Origin of the sequence: Sphingobium anseongense (assembly GCF_037725245.1) — a bacterium.
Taxonomy (GTDB): domain Bacteria; phylum Pseudomonadota; class Alphaproteobacteria; order Sphingomonadales; family Sphingomonadaceae; genus Sphingobium.
Genome location: NZ_JBBJUL010000006.1, coordinates 135,430 through 152,832, shown reverse-complemented (window position 1 = coordinate 152,832; position 17,403 = coordinate 135,430). Strand labels below are relative to the sequence as shown.

15 protein-coding genes are annotated in these 17,403 nt (G+C 60.8%); 14 read left to right on the top strand and 1 reads right to left on the bottom strand.

The features are described from left to right. The first annotated feature begins 50 nt into the window (after nucleotides 1-50). The 12 genes from thiS (at nucleotide 51) to WG908_RS10345 (ending at nucleotide 13,931) form a co-directional block, all read left to right on the top strand. Entirely contained in the window at nucleotides 51-1,052 is a 1,002-nt protein-coding gene (gene thiS, locus WG908_RS10400; protein ID WP_340186595.1) for a sulfur carrier protein ThiS, read from the top strand. Nucleotides 1,053-1,130: 78 nt separating this feature from the next. Then, complete coding sequence (locus tag WG908_RS10395) at nucleotides 1,131-1,841, top strand: CoA transferase subunit A (RefSeq protein ID WP_340186512.1); 711 nt, start codon at nucleotides 1,131-1,133, stop codon at nucleotides 1,839-1,841. 2 nt (nucleotides 1,842-1,843) lie between these two features. Then, entirely contained in the window at nucleotides 1,844-2,494 is a 651-nt protein-coding gene (locus WG908_RS10390) for a CoA transferase subunit B (protein WP_340186511.1), read from the top strand. 9 nt (nucleotides 2,495-2,503) lie between these two features. Next, nucleotides 2,504-2,944 (top strand): HIT family protein, encoded by a 441-nt coding sequence (locus WG908_RS10385; protein WP_340186510.1) that lies wholly within the window; start codon nucleotides 2,504-2,506, stop codon nucleotides 2,942-2,944. Between the two features lie 70 nt (nucleotides 2,945-3,014). Then, on the top strand, nucleotides 3,015-4,319 hold the full coding sequence (locus WG908_RS10380; protein ID WP_340186509.1) for a glycosyltransferase family 4 protein: 1,305 nt from the start codon (nucleotides 3,015-3,017) through the stop codon (nucleotides 4,317-4,319). Between the two features lie 13 nt (nucleotides 4,320-4,332). Beyond that, nucleotides 4,333-5,991 carry a capsular polysaccharide export protein, LipB/KpsS family gene (locus WG908_RS10375; protein WP_340186508.1) on the top strand — a complete coding sequence of 553 codons (1,659 nt, stop codon included), beginning with the start codon at nucleotides 4,333-4,335 and terminating at the stop codon, nucleotides 5,989-5,991. Continuing rightward, complete coding sequence (locus WG908_RS10370) at nucleotides 5,984-7,288, top strand: capsule polysaccharide biogenesis protein (protein ID WP_340186507.1); 1,305 nt, start codon at nucleotides 5,984-5,986, stop codon at nucleotides 7,286-7,288. Before WG908_RS10375 ends, WG908_RS10370 begins: the two co-directional genes overlap by 8 nt. An 80-nt stretch (nucleotides 7,289-7,368) precedes the next feature. Continuing rightward, complete coding sequence (locus tag WG908_RS10365; RefSeq protein WP_340186506.1) at nucleotides 7,369-8,487, top strand: mannose-1-phosphate guanylyltransferase/mannose-6-phosphate isomerase; 1,119 nt, start codon at nucleotides 7,369-7,371, stop codon at nucleotides 8,485-8,487. 214 nt (nucleotides 8,488-8,701) lie between these two features. Beyond that, a complete protein-coding gene (locus WG908_RS10360; RefSeq protein WP_340186505.1) occupies nucleotides 8,702-9,514 on the top strand; it encodes an ABC transporter permease in 813 nt (270 codons plus the stop codon). Next, the gene (locus tag WG908_RS10355) at nucleotides 9,511-10,713 is read left to right on the top strand and encodes a KpsE/RkpR family capsule polysaccharide export protein (RefSeq protein WP_340186504.1); all 1,203 of its coding nucleotides are present in this window, start codon (nucleotides 9,511-9,513) and stop codon (nucleotides 10,711-10,713) included. The genes WG908_RS10360 and WG908_RS10355 overlap by 4 nt, the downstream gene beginning before the upstream one ends. Before the next feature lie 21 nt (nucleotides 10,714-10,734). After that, nucleotides 10,735-13,122, top strand: coding sequence for a glycosyltransferase (locus tag WG908_RS10350; RefSeq protein WP_340186503.1), 2,388 nt, complete (start codon nucleotides 10,735-10,737; stop codon nucleotides 13,120-13,122). After that, a complete protein-coding gene (locus tag WG908_RS10345) occupies nucleotides 13,119-13,931 on the top strand; it encodes a phosphotransferase family protein (protein WP_340186594.1) in 813 nt (270 codons plus the stop codon). Before WG908_RS10350 ends, WG908_RS10345 begins: the two co-directional genes overlap by 4 nt. Here WG908_RS10345 and WG908_RS10340 read toward each other — a convergent pair. Further along, nucleotides 13,924-14,379 (bottom strand): universal stress protein, encoded by a 456-nt coding sequence (locus WG908_RS10340; RefSeq protein WP_340186502.1) that lies wholly within the window; start codon nucleotides 14,377-14,379, stop codon nucleotides 13,924-13,926. The genes WG908_RS10345 and WG908_RS10340 overlap by 8 nt on opposite strands. A gap of 143 nt (nucleotides 14,380-14,522) precedes the next feature. Here WG908_RS10340 and WG908_RS10335 point away from each other — a divergent pair, with 143 nt between their 5' ends. Together WG908_RS10335 and lpdA are read left to right on the top strand one after the other, a co-directional pair. After that, entirely contained in the window at nucleotides 14,523-15,827 is a 1,305-nt protein-coding gene (locus WG908_RS10335; protein ID WP_340186501.1) for a pyruvate dehydrogenase complex dihydrolipoamide acetyltransferase, read from the top strand. A 92-nt stretch (nucleotides 15,828-15,919) separates the two neighbouring features. Beyond that, entirely contained in the window at nucleotides 15,920-17,335 is a 1,416-nt protein-coding gene (lpdA, locus tag WG908_RS10330; protein ID WP_340186500.1) for a dihydrolipoyl dehydrogenase, read from the top strand. Nucleotides 17,336-17,403: the final 68 nt, after the last annotated feature.

Here is a 17,403-nt window from a genome sequence, read left to right as displayed (position 1 = left end):
AGTCGAGACTTGTTACGTTGGAAGGCAAGACATTGGCGGAAGGCAGGACTTTGAGCGTCGACGGCACCATATCCATTCATATTAACGGCGAACATCGCCGCGTGCGGCAGGGCATGACCCTGGCGACCCTGGCAAGCGAATTGGGATTTGTGCCGGAAAAAGTAGCGATCGAGCGCAATCTTGAGGTCGTGCCGCGATCGACTCTGGCCGATGTGACGGTCGAGGATGGCGATGAGCTGGAAATCGTGCATTTCGTCGGTGGCGGCGACGTATCGGCGGTCGCCGCTGATAGCTGGACGGTTGCGGGCCGCACCTTCAATTCGCGCCTTATCGTTGGCACCGGGAAATATAAGAGCTTCGAGCAGAACGCCGCCGCGGTCGCCGCATCGGGGGCGGAAATCGTCACCGTCGCGGTGCGCCGGGTCAACGTGTCGGACCCCAAGGCACCGATGCTGACCGACTATATCGACCCCAAGGTGATTACCTATCTGCCCAACACGGCGGGGTGTTTCACGGGCGAGGATGCAATCCGCACCCTGCGCCTGGCGCGCGAGGCAGGGGGCTGGGATCTGGTGAAGCTGGAAGTGCTGGGCGAGGCGCGCACGCTGTATCCCGACATGGTGGAAACGCTGCGAGCGACGGAAATCCTTGCGAAAGAGGGTTTCAAGCCGATGGTCTATTGTGTCGACGATCCCATCGCGGCGAAGCGGCTAGAGGATGTGGGTGCGGTCGCGATCATGCCCCTGGGCGCGCCGATCGGTTCGGGCCTTGGCATCCAGAACCGGGTGACGATCCGCCTGATCGTCGAGGGCACGACCCTTCCCGTACTGGTCGACGCCGGTGTCGGGACGGCTTCCGAGGCGGCGCAGGCGATGGAACTGGGTTGCACCGGTGTGCTGATGAACACCGCCATTGCCGAGGCGAAGGACCCGGTGCTGATGGCCGCCGCGATGAAGGCGGGGGTGGAGGCTGGCCGCATGGCCTATCGCGCAGGGCGCATGGGCAAGCGTATGTATGCCGATCCTTCGAGCCCGCTCGCGGGCCTCATCTGACGAATTTTTGCCGCCGCCGCAAATTGACCGGCCCGCCGCTTGTGCCTATGCGTTGCCGACAAACAGGAGGAGACCCGCATGGTGAACAAGCTCTACCCCGATGCCGCATCGGCGCTGGAGGATCTGCTTTTCGACGGCATGCAGATCGTTTCGGGCGGTTTTGGGCTGTGCGGCATTCCAGAGCGGCTGATCGACGCTATCCTCGATAATGGCGTCAAGGATCTGACGATCGCCTCCAACAATTGCGGAATCGACAATGTCGGCCTGGGCAAGCTGCTGCGGGCGCGCCAGATCAAGAAGATGATGGCCAGCTATGTCGGCGAGAACAAGGAGTTCGAGCGGCAATATCTGGCGGGCGAACTGGAAGTGGAATTCTGTCCGCAAGGCACGCTGGCAGAACGCTGCCGCGCCGGCGGGGCGGGCATCCCTGGCTTCTACACCAAGACCGGCGTCGGCACGGCGGTGGCAGAGGGCAAGGAAGTCAAGACGTTCGATGGTCAGGACTATATTCTGGAGCGCGGCATTTTCGCTGACCTGGCGATCATCAAGGGCTGGAAGGCGGACGAAAGCGGCAATCTCGTCTTCCGCAAGACCGCGCGCAACTTCAACCAGCCGATGGCGACCGCCGCGAAAATCTGCGTTGCCGAGGTCGAGGAAATCGTGCCGACCGGCAGTCTCGATCCCGACTGCATCCACGTGCCGGGCATTTACGTGAAGCGGATGATCTTGGGCAGTCCGTATGACAAGATGATCGAGTTCCGCACCGTTCGCCAGAGAGAGGCTGCATAATCATGGCCGAGACAATATCGGGTTGGACCCGCGATGAAATGGCCGCTCGCGCCGCTAAGGAATTGAAAGACGGTTTCTATGTGAACCTGGGAATCGGTATTCCGACTTTGGTGGCAAACCACATTCCTCCGGGTGTCGAAGTGACGTTGCAATCCGAAAACGGGATGTTGGGCATCGGACCCTTTCCCTACGAGGGCGAAGAGGACGCCGACCTTATCAACGCGGGTAAGCAGACGATCAGCGAGCTGCCGCAGAGCGCCTATTTCTCCAGCGCCGACAGCTTCGCCATGATTCGCGGCGGGCATATCGACCTGACCGTGCTCGGCGCGATGGAAGTCGCCGAAAATGGCGATATCGCCAACTGGATGATCCCCGGCAAGATGATCAAGGGCATGGGCGGAGCGATGGACCTGGTCGCGGGCGTCAAGAAGATCATTGTCGTCATGGAGCATACGTCCAAGGACGGGTCCCCGAAGTTCATTCCCGCCTGCACGTTGCCGCTGACCGGCAAAAATGTGGTCGACATGATCATCACGGACATGTGCGTGTTTCAGCGGCCCGACCATCGAAGCCCGTTCAGGCTGATCGAATGTGCGCCCGGCGTGACCGCGGAAGATGTCGCCGCCCGGACCGCGGCGCATTATATCAGCTGAGGATCATCCATGAGCCTTGATGGCGATTATGATCAGGCAAATGTTTTCGCCCTGATACTCAAGGGTCAAATACCTGCCGTGCGACTGTATGAGGACGAGCATACGCTCGCTTTTCTGGACATACAGCCGCAGAGCAAGGGGCATAGCCTGGTCATTTCCAAATGGTCGCAGGCGCGCAATATTCTTGAGATGGAGGACGAGGCGCTGGCCCAGGTGATGGGCACGGTCAAAAAGGTGGCGCGCGCCTTGCGTCAGGCGCTCAATCCAGACGGCATCCATATTGCGCAGTTCAATGGAGCGCATGCGGGGCAGACGGTATTTCACCTGCACTTTCACATCGTGCCGCGCTGGGCGGGCGGGCCGCTTGGCTTTTCGGCGCATGCCCAGGGCGCATTCGCCGATCAAGCCGAACTGAAGGCGCTGGCCGAACAGGTGCGGGCCAATCTATAGTCTGTAGCTCGGCGTTTACAATTGGTCGGCCGTAGTCCAGAGAATAGCTCACTGATCATAGGTTGTCATTTTGTCGCTAAAGCCGTTCAAGGCCCCTGGAGCCAGACTGGCGCTTCGATCAAAGCCGGCCGGGCGAGCGTATTTCGCATCGGGCGGCGGCGATGCAGAGATAGTTCTGGATCTGTCACGACTTTTGTGGCGCAGCTTCTATCCCACCCCGACCGGGATCGACCGGGTCGAATATGTTTACGCGCGCGAACTGTTGGCGCGAATTCCTGATCGACTTTCCTTTTCGGCAGTACATCCTGCGGGCGGCTATTACGGGCGGCTCGATTCCTCGGCAGTACGGCAATTCCTGGCGTTCACCGCGGCGCGCTGGCGCGCGGCTGATACGTCCGACCAGCGCAAGAGCGGCGCTGCGGTCGCACGGCATCTATTCGCGATGCGGCCGCGTGGCGTGCCGAAAACCGATGCGCCGCGCATCTATCTTCAGGTTTCGCCCCATCATCTCGACGACCAGGCGCAGGTGGGCGCGATCCTTCGCGCGGAAGGCGCGCGCTTCGTGACGCTGGTGCATGACGTGATTCCGCTGGAGCACCCTGAATTCGTCCGGCCCCAAGGCGCTGCCGAACATCGCAAACGCATCCGCAGCATCGACAGCTTCGCGAGCGGCATCATCGGTAACAGCCAGGCGACGCTCGACGCCTTGGCGCCGCATATGAACAAGGGTCTGGCAGGACGCCAACTGGCGGTCGCCCATTTCGGCGCCGACCCGGCCGATGGTATCGCCATCGAAGGCTATCAGGTGCCGTTGCGGCCATACTTCGTGTATATCGCGACGATCGAGCCGAGGAAAAATCACCTTCTCCTTCTCAATGTGTGGCGCCGGCTGGTGGAACTTCATGGCGACGATGCCCCGGTGCTGGTGCTGGTTGGGCGACGCGGATGGGAAAATGAAAATGTGATCGACATTCTGGAGCGCGCCGAGATTTTACGCAGCCATGTCATCGAGGCGGGAGAATTGTCCGATCGCCAGATTTCGGAACTTGTCGGCAAGGCGCGAGCGATGGTGATGCCGTCCTTTGCCGAGGGCTTCGGCATGCCGGTCGTAGAGGCGCTTGCGGCCAGCGTACCTGTGATCTGTAGCGATATCGCGGCTCATCGCGAAGTGGGCGGCGATGTCCCGGACTATCTCGACCCGATCGACGGCCTTGGATGGTTGCGGATGATAGACAGTTACAGGAAACCCGCATCGCCAGAGCGCGAGACACAATTGGGACGGCTGGCAAATTGGCGTGCGCCCACATGGTCTGCCTATTTCGATATCGTTACGGACCTTCTCGACCGTGTCGCCGCCGATGAGTCGGTTCTCTGAGAAGCGGTCGATCGTGAGCGGAAAGACCAGAGCGCCTTTCCTCCGCTCGCCTCCCTTTCCGGGCGTTGCACCACAACATGCAGCGATCAGCGAGGTCTGCGCTGGAGCTATATCCCCGGATCGGATATCCGATGCACTGCTGGATGCTATCGTCCAGGCACGTGTCGGGGGTGATTTTTGGGGGAAAACCGGGAAATCCGTTCGGGCCGTTGTTGCCGACGAAGCATTCTTGTCCGGTCTGGGCGAGACATCGGACGTTGCTGGCAGCATCGGCCTATTGTCAGGCGGTTTGCTGCGTCGCAGCGAGAAATTCCGGTCGTCGGCCATTATCTTGCTGGCCCGCGAAACCGACCCCTGGGCATTGGTCGAGCAGGCCGAGTCAGTTCATGCCGGCCCTGAGGCGGACGTCGCCATTGTCGCCGGACTTCTGGGCAAGCCGGTATTCGGGCTGGATGGCGAAAGAATTCCGCCCGCAATACTTCGCCGTTCGGCGCGCAGCAGGATCGCCGCCGCGCGATATCGGGACTGTTTCAGTGGCGAACCGAGCGCCATCGAAGATGCAGTCGCCCAGCTTGCCGAATGGCGCGACGTGCTGGAGCGCAACCGCGATATCGCCGCTGCAACTGGCATGGCGTGGTGGAAGCGCGATGCGATTGCGCGGTTCCTGTGGGATGGCCGCCGATCTCCTCCTTTTCTCTCTGAGGGTCGCGCCATTGAAAAGGCGCGTATGATGGGGGGCGCCATCGCCATCTGGCCGTCGCGCGTCTCGGGAGCGATTCGGGAAAAGAAGAGTCCGCAGCAGGTGCCTGTCGTACATATTGAGGACGGCTTCTTGCGCTCTCGGGGCCTGGGCGCGGCCATGCATAAGTCCAGTTCAATCGTCGTCGATCGTGCGGGCATCTACTATGACGCGCGGCATGAAAGCGATTTGGAGCGGCTGCTCGCGACCCATGATTTTTCACCCGCCTTGCTGGAACGAGCGCAAGTATTGCGCGAACGGATCTGCGCGACCGGGGCAAGCAAATATGGAGCGACACGGGGGCAAACCGTCGATTTGCCGCCAGGCCGCCGTACCGTGCTGGCCGTGGGGCAGGTCGAAGATGATCTGTCCGTGCGTTTCGGCGGCAAGGGAGTCACCAGCAACCTGGATTTCCTGCGGCGCGTTCGCGAGGCGGAGCCGGACGCATGGATATTGTATCGTCCCCATCCCGACGTGCGGGCCGGCCATCGCAAGGGCCATGTATCCGACGCGCAGGCTCTGGCATATGCGGACCGGATCGATGCGACGGCGCCGCTCATGGACCTGATCGAACGCATCGATGCTGTACATGTTCTTTCGTCTTTGACCGGTTTCGAAGCGCTGCTGCGCGAGCGGAGCGTTATTGTCCACGGCATGCCGTTTTTCGCCGGATGGGGATTGACGCGAGACCTGGCTCCGCCGCCAGCGCGACGCGCTCGTTTATTAACTCTTGATCAACTTGTCGCGGCCACTTTAATTCTTTATCCCCGGTATCTTGATCCGGTTACTCGACTTCCGTGCCGCCCGGAACTTATTGTCGAACGAATGGCTACAGGCGCAATGTCACCTTCGACCTGGCTGACGAGAGTAAGGGTTGTGCAGGGAACGATACGGAGACTGGCCATCTTGGCTGCGGAGAAGCTTCATGGCTGATGCCCAGCTCAGGCGATTTCTGTTTCTTCAGGGTCCTCATGGACCTTATTTCGCTATGCTCGCCGCCGCACTTGAACAACAGGGGCACGTCGCGAGCCGGATCAACCTTAATGGCGGCGACAAAATCGACTGGCCGGGCCAGGCGACCGACTATCGTGGTTCCTTTCGCGCATGGCCGCTGTTCTTTGACGATTATATCGTCGGAAACGGGATCACGGACCTTATCCTTTACGGCGATTGCCGGCCTTATCATGCGTCGGCCCATGGCATGGCCCGGTTGCGCGGTATTCGTGTCCATGTACTGGAGGAAGGCTATATCCGGCCCGACTTCCTGACGTTGGAAGAAGAGGGGGTGAACGGCAATTCCCGATTGCCGCTCGACCCGCAATGGTATCTGGCTCAGGTTCCGCGGCGGCAGGAGCAGCCCGCGCCGGACCAGCCCGTGCCTTCAACCTTTCGTCGCCGGGCTCGCAATACCATGCGCAACGGGATTGCGGCAGCGCTGATGCGGCCGTATTTTCCCTTCTACACCACCCATCGTACCAACAGCTTCGCCATTGAATCGCTGGGTTGGGCCTGCAAGCTGCTGATGCGGAAGGACGCTCGCCGGCAATCTGCGATACAATGGGACCAGCTGCAGTCGCGCCGTTATTTTACGCTGCCGCTCCAGCTCAATTCGGACTATCAGATCCGGGTTCATTCACCCTTTGGCGACATGTGCGCGGCCTTGCGATTTGTCATGAAGAGCTTCGCACATCATGCGCCCCCGGATGTCTCGCTGGTGGTCAAGCGCCATCCGCTCGATCCCGGGCTTGTGGCGTGGGGACGGCTGACCCGTCGCCTGGCGGCGCAATATGGCGTAAAGGATCGCGTATTCTATCTGGCTGACTGGGATATCGCGCAGGTCGTGCAACAATCCCAGGGCGTTGTGACGGTTAACAGCACCGTGGGCACATTGGCGCTTAACAGTGGTCGGCCCGTCATGGTGCTGGGTCATGCGGTCTATAAGGTTCCCGGCATCGTGCATGACGGCACGCTGGACGGGTTCTGGTCCGCGCCGAGGTCGCCCGATATGGTCCTATACTCCGCATTTCGGCGCGTGTTGATCGATAGATGTCTGATCCGGGGTGGACTACTCAGTGAGGAAGGGCTGGCAATGCTCGTGGATAATGCGGTCGAACGTCTGACCCAGCCTCCCGCATCGGCCGTTGTCGAGGACGGCGAACTCCACGAACAGGACGGCGTCTATCGCTTTCCCCAGCCGAATCTGGCGAGCGGACTTTGGCGATCCGCATGATCGCATGACACAGATGAGGCTTCGCTTTGCCTGGGTTTTGCGCGCAAATGATTGCGAACCGGAAAATGGAGATATCCGCAGTGGAATCGGTTGAAAGCGAAGCGATGATGATGTTTCCCGTAATCCTTTCGGGTGGATCGGGCACGCGATTGTGGCCGCTGTCGCGGTCCGAACGGCCCAAGCAGTTTCTGCCGATCGTCACCGATCGTTCGATGATGCAGGAAACGATACTCCGCACAGCGATTTTGCCGAATATCCGCGGACCCTTGATCGTTGCCAGTGAAGCGCATGGCGACATGGTGGCGCAGCAGATGGCGGAAATCGGCGTCGAACCGTCGGCAATCATGCTGGAGCCGGAAGGCCGCAATACCGCCATTGCGATCGCAATAGCCGCTCATTGGATAGTGAAGGCGCAAGGCGATGGCCTGATGCTGGTGATGCCGTCCGACCATGTGATCGCCGATCTCCCGAGCTTTCACGTTGCGATCGAACAGGCAACGCCGGCTGCGCTTTCAGGCTGCCTCGTGACCTTCGGCATCCGGCCCAGCCATGCAGAAACGGGCTATGGCTATATCGAGCGAGGCGAAATCCTGAGTGATCTGGCAGGCGTCCACAAAGTCGCACAGTTCGTGGAAAAGCCGGCGCGAGACGTGGCGGAGCGCTATGTTGCTGGTGGTGACCATTATTGGAACGGCGGCATTTTTCTCTTCACGGCGCAGAGCTATCTGCGCGAGCTGGCACTGCACGCCCCGGAAATTGCGGCTGCAAGCGCTGAGGCGATGGCGGATGCTGCTCATGACGGAGCAGCGGTGCGCCCGGAGCCTGCAAGGTTCCGTTCCAGCCCCAATATGTCGATCGACTATGCGGTCATGGAAAAGACCGGACGGGCTGCCGTCATACCTGTGGACATGGGCTGGTCCGACGTTGGATCATGGGATGCGCTCTGGGCCGTGCGTGAGCGGGACGCCAACAATAACTGCCTCAAAGATGCGGCGCTGACCATCGATAGCACGGGAAACCTCATTTATGTCGACGGCGGCCCGCCTGTGGCGGCGCTGGGCATGCATGATTGTGTAATCGTTTCGACCGCTGAAGGCGTGCTTGTGATGCCGCGCGAGCGTTCGCAGGACGTCAAGGCGATCGTTGAAATGCTTAAAGGCGTGTCGTTTCGGCGGCCTCTGGCGCAAGCCGCCGAATAGGTCGCGACATATTTCATGGCGCAGAACCGGTTCGTTGCGTCGCAGCGCATATCGAGGGGGCCGGGAAATATTTTGACCTGTCGGGACGGGCATCGTACATGGGCACCGTGATGACGCATCGCACAACATTCTGCCGGTTCCTCGCCGGGCGGCCCTTTGAGAGCAGCGCCCATGGTCCAGCATTGGCGATTCGTAACTCTGCGTGGACAGTGTTGTGAGCGAGGGCATCGACGGGCGGCGATGGACGCTTTGGGATCACGTCAACGGCGCGCGGGTACAAGGTAGCGTCATCGGCGCGCTGATCATGCGCGAAATGCACACGCGCTATGGGCGCACGGGCCTTGGCTTCGTATGGCTGATTCTGGAGCCGATGATCCTGGCGGGACTCGTGGTTACGATCCGGGGTGGGCGCGGCCATGCCGGGGCAGGCATGGATCCGGTCGCTTTCGTGATCCTGGGCTACACGATGTTCATTCTGTTCAGAAACATATGGAATCGTTCCGATAGCGCGCTCGAAGCCAACATGACGTTGCTCCACCACCGTATGGTGACCGTTTTCGACATTGTGATAACGCGTGCCTTGCTGGAAGCGGTGAGTTGTTTCGGCGCTTTCGTCGTGCTGATGGGCGTGTGCCTGCTGGCCAACGTCGTTCATCCGCCGGCGCGGCCCTATGAGTATCTGATAGGCTTTCTGCTGTTGTGGTGGTGGGCTTTTGCCTGGTCGCTGTTGATAGTCGCGGGGACACATGAAAATCCCGCGATGCAGAAATTCGTGCATCCGATCAGCTACATCCTGTTGCCGCTCTCCGGCGCGTTCGTCATTGTCGACTGGTTGCCCTATAGCTGGCATAAATGGACCGCGTGGTGGCCATTTATGACTCTGTTCGAGCAGTTGCGCTACGGTTGGTTCGAAACGGCGTCGCCCGATCATCGTTATTTAGCCTATACAGCGTTCTGCTGTTTGTTTCTCACATTTCTCGGATTGGTTGCGATCCGGGTGGTCCGGCGTAAGGTCCATTTGCAATGAACGAATTGTCGAAGATGCGTCATGGCGATGCGTCCCTCGCTGACCTGTCCGGTCGAACCGAGTCGGACGTCGAACATGAAACCTCGACCTTTGTGGCGGACTTGAAGCGGCGGCTTTGGAAATGGCGCTATTTCCTCCTGATCGTCGTGCTGCCGACGATGATCGTTGCCGCCTATTTCGTTTTCGTCGCTACCGATCAGTATGAATCCGAAGCCCACCTCATGGTGCGATCGAACGGTGGGGAGCGCGCGGGCGGCGGCGGCATCGAGGCTATGCTGAAATCGGTGGGGGGCAGTGACGCCTCGCGGCAGACAGCGCCACTCGCCGATTATATGCGCTCGCACGATGTCGTCGCTTCGCTTCGCAAGCATAATCAACTGGTCGAGCGCTACCAGCGGCCTGAAGGTGATGTGATCAGCCGCCTGCATGGGGATGATCCGGCGATGGAATCGCTGGTCAAATATTATCGCGCTCGCACCAATGTAGAACTTGATACGGATACGTCAATTTTGACGGTCAGGGCACGGTCTTACCGGCCCGTTGATTCCTACGCCATCATCAACGCAGTGCTCAAACTGGGCGAGGAACGGGTCAACGCGCTCAATGAGCGTTCCTATGAATCGACGCTGGCGCTGGCGCGTCGACAATTGGCCGATGCCGAGGTCGGCTTGCGCAAGGCGCAGATCGCGATGACCGCATTTCGCCGGGGTCAGGGCGATATCGATCCTGAAGGCAGTGGTGAAGCTCAGTTGAAGCTGGTGACCGAATTGCGCAAGGAACAGTCGATGGCTGCGGCGCAAATGGAAACGATTGCATCCCAGATCGGCACCAACAATCCTCAATATCGCTCATTACAGGCGCGCGCCGCAGCAATTGGCACTCAGCTCAATTCGCAACAGAGCGTTCTGGTTGGCAATACCAAATCCATCGCTACGCGGTTGGGCGATTATCAGGAGCTTCAACTGCGGCAGGAATTCGAAGCGAAGCGCTATTCAATGGCTGCCGCTTCGCTAGAGTCGGCCCGCGAGCAGGCAACCCGCCAACAGCTGTTCGTCGTCCGATTGGTCGAGCCCAATTATCCGGTCAAGGCGACCTATCCCAAGGGCTTCAAGTCAACCCTGACGGTATTCCTGGTCCTGGCGCTGTTCTACGGCATGGCCTGGTTGCTGATCGCGGGCCTGCGCGAACACGCCTCCTGATCAAGCATGAAGGCTTTTCCCGTGCTGCATAGGGTCGTGGGGCAGTTCAACCGTCTCAGGAGGCGATATCGGTCGGCCGGCGTGCCCGTGTCGGCCGACGTGCACCGCCTCATTTCCATCGCCAACACAGCCCGTTCAGACGAGAACTGGCCCCGCGCGGCTGAATTCTATCAGAAGGCGCTGGATCGGGATCATTCGTTGAGCCATATCTGGATCCAGCTTGGCCATGCCTTGAAAGAGCAGGGCTTTTATGAGCCAGCCGCCGCCGCCTACGCTCAGGCCGAGGCCTTGAATCCCGATGACAGCGATGCGGCCGTTCAGCAGGGTCATGTCGCGAAATTGCGGCATCTGGGCGTGGAAGCGACGCGGCATTTCCTCCGCGCGCACAAGCAGAACCGTAACGACCCGAATGCACTGCGCGAACTGCTGGCGCTGGTGGAGCGCGGCAACGATCTGTCGCGGGAATCTCTGATCAAGATATTGCAGGGCGACGGCGCGGCCGGAGAGCGACGCAATCTCAAGAGCGGTGTGGCAAGCGATGACGATCCCGTGGTGCATTCGCCCGGCGCCCTCGCGCACAGCGTTTCTGCCAAACATGATCAGGCATTGGTCTTCGACGCTTCCGATCTCATATCCTATTTTGGCAATGCGCGGCTGCCTACCGGCATTCAGCGCGTGCAGATCGCGACAATCGCCGGCGCCTTGAAAAATCGCCCCGCCGGCAGCGTGTATGTTTGCTGCTTTTCGGATCAGGGCGACAGCTGGACTCAGGTGCCTGTCGACGGCTTTGAGCGAATATGCGCGTTGGCGGTCGTCAGCGGCGACCGGACCGACCCGGAATGGCTGGACGCATATGTGCAGCTTAAGCTGGAAATTGCGCTGGCACCGCCCTTCGATTTTCCCGACGAAGCGTTTCTGATCAATCTGGGCACGTCATGGTGGCTGCAGAATTATTTCATGTTCGTGCGTGAGGCCAAGCGGCTACACAATATCCGCTATGTGCCCTTCGTCCATGACTTCATCCCGATCAAAACGCCCGAACATTGCATCAAGCAACTCACACAGGACTTCATCAGTTGGGCTTTGGGCGTGTATCAGCATGCTGACTTCTTTCTGGCGAACAGCGAAGCGACCAAGCGCGACCTGATCCAAGTCGCCGGCATATTGGGGCATGATGTCGATCCCCAATCGGTGTCGGTCATCCCCCTCAACGCGCGTTTCGGATCACCAGAGGCAAAAACGGCACCCGTCGATCGGTTGGATCGATGGAATTTGGCGCCCGGCAAATTCATACTGTTCGTGTCGACGATCGAATCGCGCAAAAACCATGTTGGTGCGCTGGATGCCTGGGTCGAACTGATCAAGCGCCACGGGATCGACAACGTGCCCAAGCTGGTATGCCTGGGCAATCGTGGCTGGCTCAATGACGCGGTCTATGCGCGGATCGAACAATCGGCCTTGCTGCGCCAGCATGTCGTCATGCTCCAGGGGCTGTCGGACGATGAACTGGCTTTATTGTATCGCACATGCCGCTTCACTCTTTATCCCAGCAATTACGAAGGCTGGGGCCTGCCGGTCACCGAATCCCTCTGTTATGGCAAGGTGCCGCTGATTTCGGACTCGTCTTCGCTGCCAGAGGCCGGGGGCGATTTCGCGGTCTATTTTCCGGCAGGCTCGACCGATGACCTGATCGCCAAAGCCGAACTGCTGATATTCGACGACGCGGAGCTTCAGCGGCTCGAGGCGAAGATCGCGGCGGAATTCGAACCCCGCGAGTGGGAAGATATCGCCGACCAGATTTCGAGCGAGATCGGGCTATTTCTGGCGCGCGGCGCTCAGGCTCAAGTGCCAAAGGCCACGACCTTGAACGAGCCGGTCAAGCTTGGCGTCTATTATCCGCTTGGCCGAAACCTTCAAACCCGGATATGGCCGGGCCTTGCTTCGGCGGAAATCTATCGCAGCGGCACGGGCTGGTGGTGGCCGGACGACTGGGGATGCTGGACGAAGCCGAGGGGCGGGGAGCTGGCGTTCCGTTTCACCGACTCCGGGCCATTGCGGGCTTTTGTGCGGATACATGCGCCGCCAGACAACCCTTCCGACTTTACGGTTTCTTCCCCCGAATTCGATATCCTGGTCACGGGCATCATGAAGCCTGGCGAAGAGCGCTGGATATCCTTCGACCTGCCCCATCCTGTGCCCGCGGAGGGGTTGCGCCTCATCGTTCGCGGTTCCAACTCTGTCGACATACGCGAACGCACCGCCGGTCTTGATCCTCGCGTAATCGCACTGGGCGTCGCCGGCTTTTACTTCAGCCGCGCCGACGACATGCACGCGCGCCTCGATTTTCTCGAAGCGGTCGCGCTCGGGTCGCTGGACCAGATCGCGTTCAACCGAGAGCCTCGGCCATAACGGCGGGGCGTGACCTGATCGGGACTGGCTCCAGCGCCGATGTCTGGGGGATCGATGATTCCCGCGTGCTCAAGCTCTTCCATCCCGGCGTCATCGAAATTCCCGTCGCACTGGAATATGCGGCCGCCAGCTTGGCATCCGACATTGGCGTGGCGGTGGCCCGCCCGCTCGCCAGGGTGGAGGAAGAGGGCCGGCTGGGCATCATCTTCGAGCGGGTGACCGGCCCGACCATGTTCGCGGAAATGATCCGTCGTCCCTATCGCATGTGGCCGCTGATCCGAGCGCTGGCACGCTATCAGGTGGCGTTGCACGGGCAAGTGCCGGGCACTGTCGACGTGATACCGGACATGCCAACGGTCATGGCGCATCGAATAGCCCGGTCGGGGGCCGGGCGCGATGTTCAGGCACGTGCGTCGATGCGCCTCGCCAGCCTGGGGACGGAAAGGAGGTTATGCCATGGGGATCTTCATCCCGCCAATATCGTGCTGGGCGAAACGGGGCTGTTCGCGATCGATTGGTCCAAGGCGATGATCGGCAGCCCCGCGGCTGACGCTGCGCGTACCGAACTGCTCATCCGTTTCGGCCATGGCGGGCAAAGCGGCACCCCCGCCCCGATGCGGTTCGCGCGGGCGCTGACGGCGCGCTGGTATCGGTTCTGCTATAGCCGCTTGTCAGGCGTCAAGGACAGCACGATCAGGGCCTGGCATCTGCCCGTCGCTGTCGCCTGGTACAAGGGGCAGGCCGATCTGCGGGCCGCAGGGCTGGCCGATTATATCGATGCAATTGCGCGTGAGCGGCACATCAACTGAGCCGATCAATCGTTTCGGCGTCCAGCCCGCCGGGAATGATCATGATCGGGCAGGGGGTTCGGCCCGCATCTACGCCCGCAAAGTGCGACACCAGGGCGCCGGGCGGCCCAACCGCCGCCGCGCCTAGCACCAGGGCGGCGACATCGTCGGTCTCTTCCAACATGGCCCTTACCACGGAGACGGCATCGCCCTGGCGCACGGTGATGCTGGGGCGAATCCCAGATTCCTCGGTAAGCGTTCCTGCCGCGCTCGTGACAAGGGCTTCCGCGCGCTGAATGGCTTCATCTTCCATCGTCGCCTGGACGCCACCCCATTGGACGAATTCGGACGGCGGAATCAACGCCAGGATGCGAACCGACCCGCCGGTCTTGGCGGCGCGGCGAGCAGCGAAGCGCAAAGCGGTTTCGGCTTCCTGCGTTTCGTCGACCACGACCAGATATGTCCGCACGCGCCCATTCCCCCAAAGGTGGCGGAAATGTGATCTATTCTGCCTCCTTACGCAAGTCGCGGCCTTGACCCGTTCCGCCAAACGGTGGAAACGGCGTTCGTAACGGTCGCGGCCGACACCCAGACGAAAGGGGCCCTACGCGCATGAGTATCAATATCCAGATGCCCGCCTTGTCGCCGACCATGGAGGAAGGCACGCTGGCTAAATGGCTGGTAAAGGAAGGCGATAAGGTCGTTTCGGGCGATCTGCTGGCGGAAATTGAAACTGACAAGGCGACGATGGAATTCGAGGCGGTCGACGAAGGGACCATCGGCAAGATCATGGTGGCCGAGGGATCGCAGGGGGTGAAGGTCGGGACGGTGATAGCGGTGCTGATCGTGGATGGCGAGGATGCGGGAGCCGGTCCGGCCTCGCAGGCTGAAGACCCTGTTCCCAAGGCCAAAGCGGAGCCCTTGGAAACCGCGCCTGCGCCCCAGGCTGAACCTGCGCCGAAAGCCGATCCCGTGCCCGCGCGCGCGCAGGGCGATCGCATCAAGGCCAGCCCGCTTGCCCGCCGCCTGGCCGATGCCAAAGGGATCGACCTTGGTTCCATTGCCGGGTCGGGTCCCAAGGGGCGCATCGTCAAATCGGACCTTGAAGGTGCGAAGGAAGGCGTCGCAAAGCCGGCTACAGCGCCGTCTGCGGCCGCCGCGAAACCAGCCGCCGCTGCCGCCAAGCCGGCATCAGCCCCGGTTGCTTCTGCCGGACAGGATTTCGGTATCCCGCACGAAGCGGTCAAATTGAGCGGCATGCGCAAAACGATCGCGCGGCGGTTGACCGAATCCAAGCAGCAGGTGCCCCATATCTATCTGACGGTGGACATCCGTCTCGACCGCCTGCTCAAACTGCGCGAAGAACTCAATGCCGCTCTGACGGCACGCGGGGTCAAGCTGTCGGTCAACGATCTGCTGATCAAGGCGCTCGGCGTCGCGTTGATGCAGGTGCCCGAATGTAACGTCCAGTTCGCGGGCGATACGCTGCTCAAATTTCAGCGCGCGGATATTTCCGTCGCCGTGTCCATTCCCGGCGGCCTGATCACGCCTATCATCCCCGGCGCCGACAGCCAGAGCGTCGCGGCGATATCTATCGCGATGAAGGACCTTGCCGCACGCGCCAAGGACGGCAAGCTGAAACCCGACGAATATCAGGGCGGCACCGCTTCGCTCAGCAATATGGGCATGTTCGGCATCAAGCAGTTCGAAGCCGTGATCAATCCGCCCCAGGCGATGATCATGGCGATCGGGGCAGGCGAGCAGCGGCCCTATGTCGTCGATGGGGCGCTCCAGATCGCGACTATCATGAGCGCGACCGGCAGCTTCGACCATCGCGCCATTGACGGTGCGGACGGCGCGAAGCTGATGGCGGCGTTCAAGCAGCTGGTCGAAAATCCGCTTGCGATGCTGACCTGACGGTCGGGCAGGAAAGGCCTTCGACGATGGCCTTTCAACGCCTGCCCCCGATCCAAGACTGAATTCCAATTCCACAGGAAACGAGAGTGACCATGGCTGATACTTACGACCTCATCGTCCTTGGCTCGGGTCCGGGCGGCTATGTCGCGGCGATCCGGGCCGCCCAACTTGGCCTCAAGACCGCTATCGTCGAGCGCGAAAGCCTGGGCGGCATCTGCCTCAATTGGGGTTGCATCCCGACCAAGGCGCTGCTGCGGTCAGCCGAGATCTTCCACTATATGAAACATGCCAAGGACTATGGCCTGGCCGCCGACAAGATCAGCGCCGATATCTCGGCGGTGGTGCAGCGGTCTCGGGGCGTTGCCAAGCAGCTCAACCAGGGCGTCACCGGCCTGATGAAGAAGAACAAGATCACGGTCCATATGGGGCAGGGCAAGCTGACCGCACCCGGCAAGCTGACCGTGACCGGCGACGGCAAGGCCGAGGAATTGACCGCCAAGCATATCATCATCGCCACCGGCGCGCGCGCGCGCGATCTGCCCAAGCTGAAGGCCGACGGCAAGCGGGTGTGGACCTATCGCCACGCGATGACACCGCCGGAAATGCCCACCAAGCTGCTGGTCATCGGATCGGGCGCGATCGGTATCGAGTTTGCCAGCTTCTATAACGACATGGGTGCCGACGTAACCGTGGTCGAGATGCTGGACCGCATCGTACCGGTAGAGGATGCCGACGTGTCGGCTTTCCTTGAAAAGGCGGTGAAGAAGCAGGGCATGACCGTGCTGACAGGCGCGAAGATCGAAGCGATCGCGGCTGGCGATTCGAGCGTCACCGCGACGATCAAGGACAAGACCGGCAAGGCGATCGAGGCTGAATACAGCCATGTCATCGTCGCGATCGGCATCGTTCCCAATGTCGAGAATCTGGGGTTGGAGGATGTGGGGGTCGAGCCGGACAAGCGTTTCCATATCAAGACCGACGAATATGGCCGCACCAATGTCGATGGCATCTGGGCGATCGGCGATGTCACCGCGCCGCCATGGCTGGCGCACAAGGCGAGCCACGAAGGCGTGATCGTCGCCGAAGCGATTGCGCAGGCGCTGGGCAATGGCGACGTCCATCCGCACCCGATGGACCCGAACAACATTCCAGGCTGCACCTATTGCCATCCGCAGATCGCCAGCGTCGGCCTGACCGAAGCCAAGGCGAAGGAAGCCGGCTATGAGGTAAAGGTCGGCATGTTCCCGTTCATCGGCAACGGCAAGGCCATTGCGCTGGGCGAACAGGAAGGCTTCACCAAGACCGTATTCGACGCGAAGACGGGCGAACTGCTCGGTGCCCATATGATCGGCGCGGAAGTGACCGAGATGATCCAGGGCTTCACCATTGGCAAGACGATCGAGACCACCGAGGCGGAACTGATGCATACGGTATTCCCGCATCCGACGATTTCGGAATCGATGCATGAAAGCGTCCTCGCGGCCTACGGGCGCGCGCTGCATATCTGACCGACTGAACGAGGGGCGGCGTGCTTGTCCGGGCGCGCCGCCTGATCAGTCATGCCGTCTGTAAACGT

What these genes read in the sequence shown, in the direction of transcription:
- WG908_RS10395 (WP_340186512.1), top strand. Translation starts at nt 1,131, where the DNA reads ATGGTGAACAAGCTCTACCCCGATGCCGCATCGGCGCTGGAGGATCTG.
- WG908_RS10390 (WP_340186511.1), top strand. Translation starts at nt 1,844, where the DNA reads ATGGCCGAGACAATATCGGGTTGGACCCGCGATGAAATGGCCGCTCGC.
- WG908_RS10385 (WP_340186510.1), top strand. Translation starts at nt 2,504, where the DNA reads ATGAGCCTTGATGGCGATTATGATCAGGCAAATGTTTTCGCCCTGATA.
- WG908_RS10370 (WP_340186507.1), top strand. Translation starts at nt 5,984, where the DNA reads ATGGCTGATGCCCAGCTCAGGCGATTTCTGTTTCTTCAGGGTCCTCAT.
- WG908_RS10355 (WP_340186504.1), top strand. Translation starts at nt 9,511, where the DNA reads ATGAACGAATTGTCGAAGATGCGTCATGGCGATGCGTCCCTCGCTGAC.
- WG908_RS10335 (WP_340186501.1), top strand. Translation starts at nt 14,523, where the DNA reads ATGAGTATCAATATCCAGATGCCCGCCTTGTCGCCGACCATGGAGGAA.
- lpdA (WP_340186500.1), top strand. Translation starts at nt 15,920, where the DNA reads ATGGCTGATACTTACGACCTCATCGTCCTTGGCTCGGGTCCGGGCGGC.